Source organism: Pantoea sp. 1.19 (assembly GCF_001922585.1).
Taxonomy (GTDB): domain Bacteria; phylum Pseudomonadota; class Gammaproteobacteria; order Enterobacterales; family Enterobacteriaceae; genus 1-19.
Window position 1 is genome coordinate 198126 of record NZ_MRBS01000008.1, and the last position, 13003, is coordinate 211128.

General features: G+C 59.9%; 9 protein-coding genes. 7 read left to right on the plus strand and 2 right to left on the minus strand.

The annotated features are described in order from the left end of the window. The first annotated feature begins 108 nt into the window (after positions 1-108). The 4 genes from relA to eno all read left to right on the plus strand — a co-directional run bounded on the left by relA (position 109) and on the right by eno (position 6497). Entirely contained in the window at positions 109-2349 is a 2241-nt protein-coding gene (gene relA / locus BS626_RS15075; protein WP_075183197.1) for a GTP diphosphokinase, read from the plus strand. Positions 2350-2412: 63 nt separating this feature from the next. Continuing rightward, positions 2413-3195: a nucleoside triphosphate pyrophosphohydrolase gene (gene mazG, locus BS626_RS15080; RefSeq protein WP_075183198.1), complete on the plus strand. Its 783-nt coding sequence runs from the start codon at positions 2413-2415 to the stop codon at positions 3193-3195. A 288-nt stretch (positions 3196-3483) separates the two neighbouring features. Further along, positions 3484-5121, plus strand: a complete 1638-nt coding sequence (gene pyrG, locus BS626_RS15085; protein WP_075183199.1) for a glutamine hydrolyzing CTP synthase — start codon at positions 3484-3486, stop codon at positions 5119-5121. Positions 5122-5198: 77 nt separating this feature from the next. Then, on the plus strand, positions 5199-6497 hold the full coding sequence (gene eno, locus BS626_RS15090) for a phosphopyruvate hydratase (RefSeq protein ID WP_075183200.1): 1299 nt from the start codon (positions 5199-5201) through the stop codon (positions 6495-6497). An 80-nt stretch (positions 6498-6577) separates the two neighbouring features. Here the strand turns inward: eno and BS626_RS15095 are convergent, their stop codons facing one another. Continuing rightward, the gene (locus tag BS626_RS15095; RefSeq protein ID WP_075183201.1) at positions 6578-7915 is read right to left on the minus strand and encodes an MFS transporter; all 1338 of its coding nucleotides are present in this window, start codon (positions 7913-7915) and stop codon (positions 6578-6580) included. Between the two features lie 205 nt (positions 7916-8120). Between BS626_RS15095 and queE the strand changes: the two genes are divergently transcribed. Continuing rightward, positions 8121-8792, plus strand: a complete 672-nt coding sequence (gene queE, locus BS626_RS15100; protein ID WP_075183202.1) for a 7-carboxy-7-deazaguanine synthase QueE — start codon at positions 8121-8123, stop codon at positions 8790-8792. 36 nt (positions 8793-8828) lie between these two features. On the opposite strand, the gene queD is transcribed toward queE, so the two are convergent. Continuing rightward, the gene (queD, locus tag BS626_RS15105; RefSeq protein WP_075183203.1) at positions 8829-9188 is read right to left on the minus strand and encodes a 6-carboxytetrahydropterin synthase QueD; all 360 of its coding nucleotides are present in this window, start codon (positions 9186-9188) and stop codon (positions 8829-8831) included. A 286-nt stretch (positions 9189-9474) separates the two neighbouring features. Between queD and cysJ the strand changes: the two genes are divergently transcribed. Both cysJ and cysI read left to right on the plus strand, forming a co-directional pair. Next, positions 9475-11280, plus strand: coding sequence for an NADPH-dependent assimilatory sulfite reductase flavoprotein subunit (gene cysJ, locus BS626_RS15110; RefSeq protein ID WP_075183204.1), 1806 nt, complete (start codon positions 9475-9477; stop codon positions 11278-11280). After that, entirely contained in the window at positions 11280-12995 is a 1716-nt protein-coding gene (gene cysI, locus BS626_RS15115) for an assimilatory sulfite reductase (NADPH) hemoprotein subunit (protein ID WP_075183205.1), read from the plus strand. The genes cysJ and cysI overlap by 1 nt, the downstream gene beginning before the upstream one ends. The last annotated feature ends 8 nt before the right edge of the window (positions 12996-13003 follow it).

Sequence of the window (13003 nt, forward strand, 5' to 3'; positions counted from 1 at the left end):
ACACAATCATTCGGGTTGCAGCAGCGCAGCGGCGTCCCGCCGGCAGACGGGCGATGACGCGGCGCTGACTGCAGCGGGACGATGTCCGGCTACACACCAGGAGAGGTTATGGTTGCGGTAAGAAGTGCACATTTGAACACGGCGGGAGAGTTCGATCTGGACAGCTGGGTAGCCAGCCTCGGAATAGCGAACCCGCAAGCATGTGAGCGACTGACCGAGACCTGGCGCTATTGCGATCGCGCCACCCGCGAGCACAAGGATGCGCCGCTGCTGCTGTGGCGGGGCGTGGAGATGGTCGAGATCCTCTCGACCCTCAGCATGGATGGCGACACCCTGCGCGCGGCGATGCTGTTTCCGCTGGTAGAAGCCGGGGTCGTCAGTGAAGAGACGCTGGAAAGCGACGTGGGTAAGGCGATTGTTTCGCTGGTGCACGGCGTACTGGATATGGATGCCATCCGCCAGCTGAAGGCGACCCATAACGACTCTGGCGCCTCCGAGCAGGTGGATAACGTCCGGCGTATGCTGCTGGCGATGGTGGAAGATTTCCGCTGCGTGGTGATCAAGCTGGCCGAGCGAATTGCCCATCTGCGCGAGGTCAAGGACGCGCCGGAAGATGAGCGCGTACTGGCGGCGAAGGAGTGCACCAACATTTACGCCCCGCTGGCCAACCGCCTGGGGATCGGCCAGCTCAAATGGGAGCTGGAAGATTACTGCTTCCGCTATCTGCATCCCGATGAGTACAAGCGTATTGCCAAACTGCTGCATGAGCGGCGCATCGATCGCGAACAGTATATCGATACGTTTGTCCAGTCGCTGCGCGATGAGATTGTCAAAGAGGGCGTCCAGGCCGAGGTGTATGGCCGGCCCAAGCATATCTACAGCATCTGGCGCAAAATGCAGAAAAAAGCGCTGTCGTTTGATGAGCTGTTTGACGTCCGTGCGGTGCGCATCGTCGCGGAGCGCCTGCAGGACTGCTACGCGGCGCTGGGCATCGTCCACACGCTCTATCGCCACCTGCCGGCGGAGTTTGATGATTACGTCGCTAACCCGAAACCGAACGGCTATCAGTCGATCCACACTGTGGTGCTGGGGCCGAAAGGGCAAACGGTAGAGATCCAAATCCGCACGCGGCAGATGCATGAAGACGCCGAACTGGGCGTGGCGGCGCACTGGAAATACAAAGAGGGAACCGCCGCGGTGGCTGCGGGTAAAGCCGCCTCCGGGCACGAAGGGCGGATTGCCTGGCTGCGTAAGCTGATCGCCTGGCAGGAAGAGATGGCGGACTCCGGCGAAATGCTGGATGAGGTGCGCAGTCAGGTGTTTGACGATCGCGTCTACGTGTTTACGCCGAAAGGGGACGTGGTAGACCTGCCGGCGGGGTCCACACCGCTCGATTTTGCTTATAACATCCACAGCGATATTGGCCACCGCTGCATCGGCGCGAAGATCGGCGGTCGCATCGTGCCGTTTACCTATCAGTTGCAAATGGGCGATCAGGTAGAAATCATTACGCAGAAGCAGCCGAATCCCAGCCGGGACTGGCTCAATCCCAACCTCGGCTACGTCACCACCAGCCGCGGCCGCTCCAAGATTCACGCCTGGTTCCGCAAGCAGGATCGCGACAAGAACATCGTCGCCGGGCGGCAGATTCTGGATAACGAACTCCATCAGCTGGATATCAGCCTGAAAGAGGCGGAAAAGCTGCTGCTGCCGCGCTACAACGTCAATTCGCTCGACGAACTGCTGGCGGCGATTGGCGGTGGCGATATCCGCCTCAACCAGATGGTCAACTTCCTGCAGTCGAAGCTGCATAAGCCGAGCGCCGAAGAGGAAGATCGCGAGGCGCTGCGCCAGCTCACGCAGAAGTCGCACCAGCCGGCCGGTCGCGGCAACAAAGAGAGCGGACGGGTGGTGGTCGAGGGCGTCGGCAATCTGATGCACCACATTGCCCGCTGCTGCCAGCCCATTCCTGGCGACGATATCGTTGGCTTTATTACCCAGGGGCGCGGTATTTCGATTCACCGCGCGGACTGCGATCAGCTGGCGGAGTTGATTTCGCACGCCCCGGAACGCATTGTGGATGCGGTGTGGGGAGAGAGTTACTCCAGCGGTTACTCGCTGGTGGTGCGGGTCACCGCTAACGATCGCAGCGGATTGCTGCGCGATATCACTACCATTCTTGCCAATGAGAAGGTTAACGTCCTCGGGGTAGCCAGCCGTAGCGACACCAAAAAGCAGCTGGCCACCATCGATATGGATATCGAAATTTATAACCAGCAGGTGCTCAGCCGGGTGATTGCGCGGCTGAATCAGGTGCCGGACATCATCGACGCGCGTCGCCTGCACTGAGCCTGCTCAGGCCATTTATCTTTCGGGGCAGCGCCTCTGCCCCACGTTTGTTAAAGGAAAGCTATGTCTCCCATCGAACGCCTGCTTGGCATTATGCGCACCCTGCGCGACCCTGAAACCGGCTGCCCGTGGGATCGGGAGCAGACCAACGCCACCCTGGCGCCCTACACGCTGGAAGAGACCTGGGAAGTGCTGGATGCCATCGCCCGTGACGATGTCAACGATCTGCGCGGCGAGCTGGGCGATCTGCTGTTTCAGGTGGTCTTCTATGCCCGGATAGCACAGGAAGAGGGGCGGTTTAACTTTGACGACGTCTGTACGGCCATTGCGGATAAGCTGGAGCGTCGCCATCCGCACATCTTCGCCGATGCGCAAGTGCGCGACAGCGACGAGGTGCTGGCGAACTGGGAAGCAATCAAGCGCGAAGAGCGGGCGGGAAAAGCGCAGTTTTCCGCGCTGGACGATATTCCGCGCGCGCTGCCGGCGCTGATGCGGGCGCACAAAATGCAGACACGCTGCGCGGCGGTGGGATTTGACTGGCACAGTCTCGGACCGGTGCTGGATAAAGTGCACGAAGAGATTGATGAGGTGATGCACGAAGCGCAGCAGGCGGTGGTCGATGCGCAAAAGCTGGAAGAGGAGATCGGCGATCTGCTGTTTGCCACGGTTAACCTGTCGCGCCACCTTGGCAGCAAGGCGGAGATCGCGCTGCAAAAAGCTAACGACAAGTTTGAGCGCCGCTTTCGCCAGGTTGAAGCGCTGATCGCGGCGCAGGGAGTGGCGATGGGCGAAGCCAGTCTGGCGCAAATGGAGGCCGCCTGGCAGCAGGTGAAAGCGGCGGAGTAGTCCGATAAGCGCAGCGTATCGCCCGGTGGCTGACCCGATTCACCTCAGGATGATCCGCATCAAGGCGTGCGGGCGCCGGCGGCGGCACACTGCGGACTGGCGGACTGGCGGACTGGCGGACTGGCGGACTGGCGGACTGGCGGACTGGCGGACTGGCGGACTGGCGGACTGGCGGCAGGAAAGCGGCGCGGCCGCCATCGTTTCGTTGTGGCGTCCAGGGGTTTCGGGTATACTGCTTTCCCGTCCTGGTTATTCCATCGTCTTTACACCTAAACTCTCAGGTTCAGCATGACAACGAACTATATTTTTGTGACCGGCGGGGTCGTATCCTCTCTGGGTAAAGGCATTGCCGCCGCCTCCCTCGCAGCCATTCTCGAAGCCCGTGGTCTGAAAGTGACCATCATGAAGCTGGACCCGTATATCAACGTGGATCCGGGTACCATGAGCCCGACGCAGCACGGCGAAGTGTACGTGACCGACGACGGTGCCGAAACCGATCTCGATCTTGGCCACTACGAGCGTTTTATCCGCACGAAGATGTCCCGTCGTAATAACTTCACCACCGGCCGTATCTACTCCGAAGTCCTGCGCAAAGAGCGTCGCGGCGACTACCTGGGCGCGACCATTCAGGTGATCCCACACATCACCAACGCCATCAAAGAGCGGATTATCGCCGGTGGCGAAGGCCATGACGTGGTGCTGGTTGAAATTGGCGGTACCGTGGGGGATATCGAATCCCTGCCGTTCCTCGAAGCAATTCGCCAGATGGCCGTGGACGTGGGCCGTGAGCACACGCTGTACATGCACCTGACGCTGGTGCCGTATATGGCGGCGGCTGGTGAAGTGAAAACCAAACCGACCCAGCACTCGGTGAAAGAGCTGCTGTCGATCGGTATCCAGCCTGACATGCTGATCTGCCGCTCCGATCGCGCCGTACCGGCGAATGAGCGGGCGAAAATTGCCCTGTTCTGCAACGTGCCAGAGAAAGCGGTGATCTCGCTGAAAGACGTGGACTCCATCTATAAAATCCCCGGCATGTTGAAATCGCAGGGCCTGGACGATTATATTTGTAAACGATTCAGCCTGAACGCGCCAGAGGCCAACCTGGCCGAATGGGAGCAGGTGATTTATGAAGAGGCGAATCCGGGTGGTGAAGTGACCATCGGGATGGTCGGTAAGTACGTTGAGCTGCCGGACGCCTACAAGTCGGTGATTGAAGCGCTGAAGCACGGCGGCCTGAAAAATCGCCTGACCGTGAACATCAAGCTGATCGACTCACAGGACGTGGAGACCCGCGGTACCGAGCTACTGAAAGATCTGGATGCGATCCTGATTCCGGGCGGCTTTGGCTATCGCGGCGTGGAAGGCAAGCTGATGACCGCGCAGTATGCGCGCGAAAACAATATTCCTTATCTGGGAATTTGCCTGGGTATGCAGGTGGCGCTGATGGAGTTTGCCCGCAACGTGGCGGGGATGGCTGGCGCCAACTCCACGGAGTTTGAGCCAGAGTGTAAATATCCGGTGGTGGCGCTGATCACCGAGTGGCGTGATGAGAACGGCAACGTGGAAGTGCGCTCCGAAAACAGCGATCTCGGCGGCACCATGCGCCTTGGTAGCCAGGCCTGTCAGCTGACGCCGGACAGCCTGGTGCGCCAGCTGTACGGATCGGATACCATCGTGGAGCGCCATCGCCACCGCTATGAAGTCAACAACATGCTGTTAAAGCAAATCGAAGCGGCGGGCTTACGCGTAGCCGGCCGCTCCGGAGATGACCAGCTGGTTGAGATCATTGAGATCCCGAACCACCCGTGGTACGTCGCGTGTCAATTCCATCCGGAATTCACCTCGACGCCTCGCGACGGGCACCCGCTGTTCGCCGGGTTCATCAAAGCGGCCAGCGAGTACCAGAAGCGTTTAGCTAAGTAATGGTTACACATCAACGCGCGAACTTTTCGCGCGTTGTTTGTCTTAAGTTTTAGCTTAACTGTACTGAGGAAAATCTAATGTCCAAAATCGTAAAAGTCATCGGTCGCGAAATCATCGATTCCCGTGGCAATCCGACTGTTGAAGCAGAAGTGCATCTGGAAGGCGGTTTCGTTGGCCTCGCCGCGGCTCCGTCTGGCGCTTCTACCGGTTCCCGTGAAGCACTGGAACTGCGTGACGGTGACAAGTCGCGTTTCCTCGGCAAAGGCGTGACCAAAGCCGTTGCTGCGGTAAACGGCCCGATTGCTGACGCGGTGAAAGGGAAAGACGCGAAAGATCAGGCCAATATCGACAAGATCATGATCGAGCTGGACGGCACGGAAAATAAATCCAAATTTGGCGCAAACGCCATTCTCGCCGTGTCACTGGCGGCCGCCAAAGCCGCCGCAGCGTCGAAAGGCATGCCGCTGTATGAACACATCGCCGAGCTGAACGGCACCCCGGGCAAATTCTCCATGCCGCTGCCGATGATGAACATCATCAACGGTGGGGAGCACGCCGACAACAACGTCGACATCCAGGAATTCATGATCCAGCCGGTTGGCGCCTCCAGCCTGAAAGAAGCCGTGCGCATGGGGTCTGAAGTATTCCACCACCTGGCAAAAGTGCTGAAAGCGAAAGGCATGAACACGGCGGTCGGTGACGAGGGCGGCTACGCGCCAAACCTCGGATCTAACGCCGAAGCGCTGGCGGTGATCGCCGAAGCGGTAAAGGCCGCCGGTTACGAGCTGGGCAAAGACATTACCCTGGCCATGGACTGTGCTGCTTCTGAATTCTACAAAGACGGCAAATACGTGCTGGCGGGTGAAGGCAACAAAGCGTTCACCTCCGAAGAGTTCACCCACTTCCTGGAAGATCTGACCAAGCAGTACCCGATCGTATCCATCGAAGATGGCCTGGACGAATCCGACTGGGACGGTTTTGCCTACCAGACCAAAGTGCTGGGCGATAAAATTCAGCTGGTGGGTGATGACCTGTTCGTGACCAACACCAAGATCCTGAAAGAGGGCATTGAGAAAGGCATCGCTAACTCTATCCTGATCAAATTTAACCAGATCGGTTCTCTGACCGAAACGCTGGCGGCGATCAAGATGGCGAAAGATGCTGGCTACACCGCCGTGATTTCGCACCGCTCCGGTGAAACCGAAGACGCGACCATCGCTGACCTGGCGGTGGGTACCGCGGCTGGTCAGATCAAAACCGGTTCAATGAGCCGTTCTGACCGCGTCGCCAAGTACAACCAGCTGATTCGTATTGAAGAAGCGCTGGGCGGTAAAGCCCCGTTCAACGGCCTGAAAGAAGTAAAAGGCCAGGCGTAATCGCCGCGCTGAGCGGCCCACCCGCAGGGTGAGCCGCTGCCGGGCCCCGTGCAAACGGGGCTTTTTTTTTGCCCACAGGGTCAGTTTTCCAGCGGGCTGATGCCGCGGGACGATCGCCACCGGTAGATAATTGCCAGCGCCGCGATCAGCGCGGGCAGGCACAACAGCAGCAGTATCACGTGTACCGATCCGCCCAAAGCCATTAATCCGGCCGCGCTCATTGTGCCGGCAACGCCGCCAAAACGACCTATCCCCTGCATCCAGGCAATACCGGTCGCGCGCGCTGCGGTGGGATAGCAGGTCGCAGCCAGCGTTTGCATCCCGGACTGCGCGCCATTCATGACGATGCCAACCAGGAACAGGGCGCTGCCTAGCAATACGATCTGCCGCTGCTGCTGTGCCATTAGCACCAGCAGCAGCGCCGTCAGGGCAAATCCGAGCATCACCACCCGATCAGCGCCAAAGCGGTCCATCATCCAGCCGGCCAGTAAGATGCCCAGCGTGCCGCCAAAGGTAAATAGTGAGGTCAGGCTGGCCGCCTGCGCGGGGCTGAATCCCAGCGTTTGCATCAGCACCGGCATCCAGCTGAGCAGCACGTAGTAAATGACCAGGCCCATAAAGTAGCTGAGCCACAGCATCAGGGTCGTGCGGCGAAAGCGCGGAGAAAAGAGCAGGCTGACCGGCGGCGTGGCAGAGCGCTCGTCGTCGGCAAGTCGGAAGGTGAGCGTCGGCGCGCAGGGCCGTCCGTTCAGCCTGCTTAACACCGCCCGCAGCTTAGCCGGGGAGCCGCCGCGACTGGCCAGAAACTTCAGCGATTCCGGCAGAAAGCGCAGCAGCAGCAGGGAAAGCAGCAGCGGCGCTATGGCGCCCAGCAGAAGAACGCTTTGCCAGCCTCCCAGCGGTATCAGCCAGGTCGAGAGTCCGCCACCGGCGGCGGCGCCAAGCGGAAAGCCGCAGTACATGGTGTTAATAACCCGCGAACGACAGCGGGCCGGGGCAAACTCTGCGACCAGCGTGATGGCGTTAGGCATGGCGGCCCCCAGCCCGATCCCGGTCAGAAAGCGCCACATTGTCAGAGAAGCAAGGGAGGTTGCGAAGACGGTGGCCAGGCTGCTGAGGCCAAAAAAAAGGCAGGAGAGCACCAGTAGCCGCTTTCTCCCCCAGCGGTCGGCAAGCGGTCCCGCCGCCAGCGCTCCCAGTGACAGGCCGAACAGCGCGGCGCTCAGCACCGGCCCGAGCTCCTGACGCGAGAGCGCCCACTCCGCCAGTAAGGTCGGGGCAATATAGCCCATGGCCGCCGTATCGTATCCGTCGATGGCCAGGATACAAAAGCCGAGAATCATCAACAGCCAGTGGAAGCCACGCAGCGGGCTGTTATCAATAATACGCTGTATATCAATAGATTGTGAATTTATCACGGCGCCCTCGTTATCGGTAAGTTATCGGCAGGTTTTCTGTCTGCTCCTGTATAGACAATTTTATCTGGCCGACATTGTCAATCTTCCGCATCAGGAAGTTTGGCCTCAGTGGCTTTTTCTGTATCCAATCGGGCAATGAGGCTTGCCGCCGGGCGGGGCTCTGGCATAATCAGCGCCCTGTTTCTCCGTGACGATTGAGTGTGCAATGCAGTATCCGATTAATGAAATGTTTCAGACCCTGCAGGGTGAGGGCGTCTACACCGGCGTTCCGGCGATTTTTATCCGTCTGCAAGGCTGCCCGGTCGGCTGCAGCTGGTGCGATACCAAACATACCTGGGAGAAACTGGCCGAGCGGGAGACGGGTCTGGGCGACATTTTAGTCAAAACCGTTGAGAGCGATGCCTGGGGCCTGGCCGATCCGGAACGGTTGTTGGCAACCATCCGGCAGCAGGGGTGGACGGCGCGGCACGTCGTGATAACCGGCGGCGAGCCGGCTATCTATGATCTGCTGCCGCTGACCACTCAGCTGGAGGCGGCGGGGTTCAGCTGCCAGATTGAAACCAGCGGCACGCACCCGGTACGCTGCGCTGAACGGACCTGGGTCACGGTGTCGCCGAAGGTGAATATGCGCGGCGGTTATGATGTACTGGCGCAGGCGCTGGTGCGCGCCGATGAAGTCAAGCATCCGGTGGCGCGTCAGCGCGATGTGGAGGCGCTGGATGCGCTGCTGGCGACGCTGACCGATGACAAACCGCGAATCATTGCGCTGCAGCCCATCAGCCAGAAAGCCGATGCTACCGCACTGTGCATCGAGACCTGCATCGCCCGCAACTGGCGGCTGTCGATGCAAACCCACAAGTACTTGAATATTGCCTGATGGCGAACGGCGGGCCGCGTACGACCCGCGGAAGAATCAGCCGCGGTAGACGCAGCCGGCGGTGCAGGTTTCTTTGACCATCACCGCGCTCAGCTCCGGCAGGTGTGGTTTCATCTGCTGCCAAATCCACGCGGCCAGCACTTCACTGGTCGGGTTTTCCAGACCGGGAATGTCATTCAGATAATAGTGGTCCAGCCGATCGTAAATCGGCTTAAAGGCGGCCTTCAGCTCGGCAAAATCCATCACCCAGCCGCTGTGCGGGTCCACTTCACCGGTCACTTCCAGCCGCACCATAAAGGAGTGGCCGTGCAGGCGTCCGCACTTGTGCCCCGCCGGGACGTTTGGCAGATGGTGAGCGGCTTCGAACTGAAAATCTTTAAAAAGCGTGGTTGCCATGATGCGGGCCTTTCTGAAAGAAAAAATCGCGCGCAGTCTACCGCAGGCGGTTTTTTTTCGCACTTGTTTCTCCCGTCTTTCACCGGGACAGGAGGAGGATTTTGCGGTGTAAAAAGCCAATCCATTGAACAAAAAAGACTTTTCTTATCGATTTTCCCGCTAAGCACCAGGCGCTAAAGTGTTTAGGCGTTTTGGTTATTATTTATTTCCATCGCTTCTTTAAGGCTGACTCTATGACTCGCTACCCTAACCCCATTACGTCATCGCACACGGACCTATTCACGACATGACCACTCAGGCTCCCCCCTCTTCGCTGCTCCCGCTTGCGCCGGATCAGCTTGCGCGTCTTCAGTCCGCGACCGAAGGCTTCACCACTACGCAGCTGGCCTGGCTCTCCGGCTATTTCTGGGGCATGGTCAATCAAAGCCCGGGTGCCGCTGTCGCACCGAGCGCCGCGGCGCCCGCGGCCAGCGCGATTACTCTGCTTTCCGCATCGCAGACCGGCAACGCCCGCCGCATCGCCGAGCAGCTGCGTGACGATCTGCTGGCCGCCAGCCTGGACGTCAAACTGGTTAGCGCCGGCGATTATAAGTTTAAGCAAATTGCGCAAGAGAAGTTGCTGGTGGTGGTGACCTCGACTCAGGGCGAAGGCGAGCCGCCGGAAGAGGCGGTAGCGCTACATAAGTTTCTGATGTCTAAAAAAGCTCCGGCGCTCTCCGATACTGCCTTTGCGGTGTTTGGCCTCGGTGATACCTCCTATGAGTTTTTCTGTCAGGCCGGTAAAGATGTCGATGAGCGGCTGGGCGCACTGGGCGGTGAACGGCTGCTCGATCGCGTCGACGCCGACGTGGACTATGCCGCCGACGCTGATGCCTGGCGCGCCCGTCTCGTTGAGGTACTGAAACAGCGTGCGCCGGCGGCTTCGCCCGCGGTCGCCCAGGCGGCGCTAAGCGGCGCGGTCGATGTGGTTGACAGTAGCCCCTGGTCGAAAGAGACGCCCCTCAGCGCCAGCCTTGCCGTAAACCAGAAAATCACCGGTCGCGATTCGGACAAAGACGTACGCCATATCGAGATTGATCTGGGGGATTCCGGCCTGCGCTATCAACCGGGAGATGCGCTGGGGGTCTGGTTTGAGAACGATCCGGCGCTGGTGGAAGAGCTGCTCGGCCTGCTGTGGCTGGCCGGCGACGCCGTGGCGGACGTGCAGGGAGAGAGGATGCCGCTCGCGCAAGCGCTGCGCACCCGCTTTGAACTGACGGTCAATACCCCGCAGATTGTCGAGCAGTATGCGCAGCTGGCGAAGAGCGAGGCGCTGCTCAGCCTGGTGGGGGATAAAACGCAGCTGCAGCAGTTTGCCCAGCGCACGCCGATTGTTGACATGGTGCGCCACGCGCCCGCCGAGCTGAGCGCCGAACAGCTGACCGGACTGCTGCGCCCGCTGACGCCGCGACTCTACTCTATCGCCTCCTCGCAGGCGGAAACGGACAATGAAGTGCATATTACCGTGGGGGTCGTACGCTATGAGATCGACGGCCGTCCGCGCGCCGGCGGCGCCTCCAGCTTCCTCAGCGATCGGCTGGAGGAAGAGGGTGAGGTTCGGGTATTTATCGAGCACAATGATAACTTCCGCCTGCCGACCGACGGCGCTGCGCCGGTTATCATGATCGGACCGGGCACCGGTATCGCCCCGTTCCGCGCCTTCATGCAGCAGCGTGAATACGACGCTGCCGGTGGGAAAAACTGGCTATTCTTTGGTAACCCGCACTTCAGCGAGGACTTCCTCTATCAGGTCGAGTGGCAGCAGTATGTCAAAACGGGGCTGCTGACCCGAATCGATCTCGCCTGGTCCCGCGATCAGGCGCATAAAATCTACGTACAGGATAAGATCCGCGAGCAGGGCGCTGAGGTATGGCGCTGGCTGCAGGAGGGCGCCCACCTCTACGTCTGCGGCGATGCCAATCGCATGGCGAAAGACGTTGAGCAGGCACTGATTGAGGTGATCGCCGAGCACGGCGGGATGGACGCGGAAGCCGCGGACGAATTTTTAAGTGAGCTGCGCATTGCGCGCCGTTATCAGCGAGACGTTTACTAATGAGCAATGAAAAACATCCCGGCCCGCTGGTCGTTGAGGGCAAACTGACCGATGCCGAGCGTCTGAAAAAAGAGAGCCGCTACCTGCGTGGCACCATCCTCGAAGATCTTGAGGATGGCCTGACCGGCGGCTTTAACGGCGATAATTTTTTACTGATCCGCTTTCACGGCATGTATCAGCAGGACGATCGCGATATCCGCGCGGAGCGCGCCGGACAGAAGCTGGAGCCGCGTCACGCGATGATGCTGCGTTGCCGCCTGCCCGGGGGGATCATTACCCCGGCCCAGTGGCTGGCAATTGAAAAGTTTGCGGCTGAGCACACGATTTACGGCAGCGTGCGCCTGACCAACCGTCAGACCTTCCAGTTTCACGGCATTCCGAAAAAGAACGTCAAGCCGGCGCACCAGATGCTGCACGAGGTCGGCCTTGATGCGCTGGCCACCGCCAATGACGTGAACCGTAACGTTCTCTGCACCTCCAACCCGGTGGAGTCCGGGCTGCACCAGGAAGCGTACGAATGGGCAAAGAAAATCTCTGAGCATCTGCTGCCGAAAACCCGCGCGTATGCGGAAATCTGGTGGGACAAAGAGAAGGTTGCCACCACCGACGAGGAGCCGATCCTCGGTGAAACCTATCTGCCGCGTAAGTTCAAAACGACCGTGGTAGTGCCGCCGCACAACGATGTCGATCTGCACGCGAATGACATGAACTTTATCGCCATTGCCGATAACGGCAAGCTGGTGGGTTTCAACCTGCTGGTCGGCGGCGGCCTCTCCATCGACCACGGCAACAAAGCGACCTACGCGCGCACCGCCAGCGAGTTCGGTTTTCTGCCGCTGGAGAAGGTGCTCGACGTAGCAGCGGCGGTGGTCACCACCCAGCGTGACTGGGGGAACCGCACCGATCGTAAAAATGCCAAAACCAAATACACGCTGGAGCGCGTCGGCGTAGACACCTTTAAGGCGGAAGTGGAGAAGCGCGCCGGGATGACGTTTGCCCCCACGCGTCCTTACGCCTTTACCAGCCGCGGCGATCGTTTTGGCTGGATCAAGGGCATCGACAATCACTGGCACCTGACGCTGTTTATCGAAAATGGTCGCCTGCTGGACTATCCGGGGCGGCCGCTAAAAAGCGGCGTGGCCGAGATTGCTAAAATCCATCAGGGCGACTTCCGCCTGACCGCCAACCAGAACCTGATTGTGGCCGGGGTGCCGGAGAGTCAGAAGGCCGCCATCGAAGCGCTGGCGCGCGAACACGGTCTGATGGAGAGCGTAACCGCGCAGCGGGAAAACTCGATGGCCTGCGTGTCATTCCCGACCTGTCCACTGGCGATGGCGGAAGCCGAACGTTTCCTGCCGGAGTTTGTGACGCAAGTTGAAGGGATCATGCAGCAGCACGGCGTGGGTGACGAACATATCGTACTGCGCGTCACCGGCTGTCCAAACGGCTGCGGCCGGGCGCTGCTGGCCGAAGTTGGGCTGGTGGGCAAAGCGCCGGGGCGCTACAACCTGCACCTGGGCGGTAACCGTATCGGTACGCGCATCCCGCGCATGTACCGGGAAAACATCACCGTGCAGGAGATCCTGGCCACGCTGGATGAACTGATTGGCCGCTGGGCGCGCGAGCGCGAGGCGGACGAAGGTCTGGGTGACTTCACCGTGCGGGCCGGCATCGTCAAGCCGGTGCTGGATCCGGCGCGCGATTTTTGGGCATAACGGAGGCG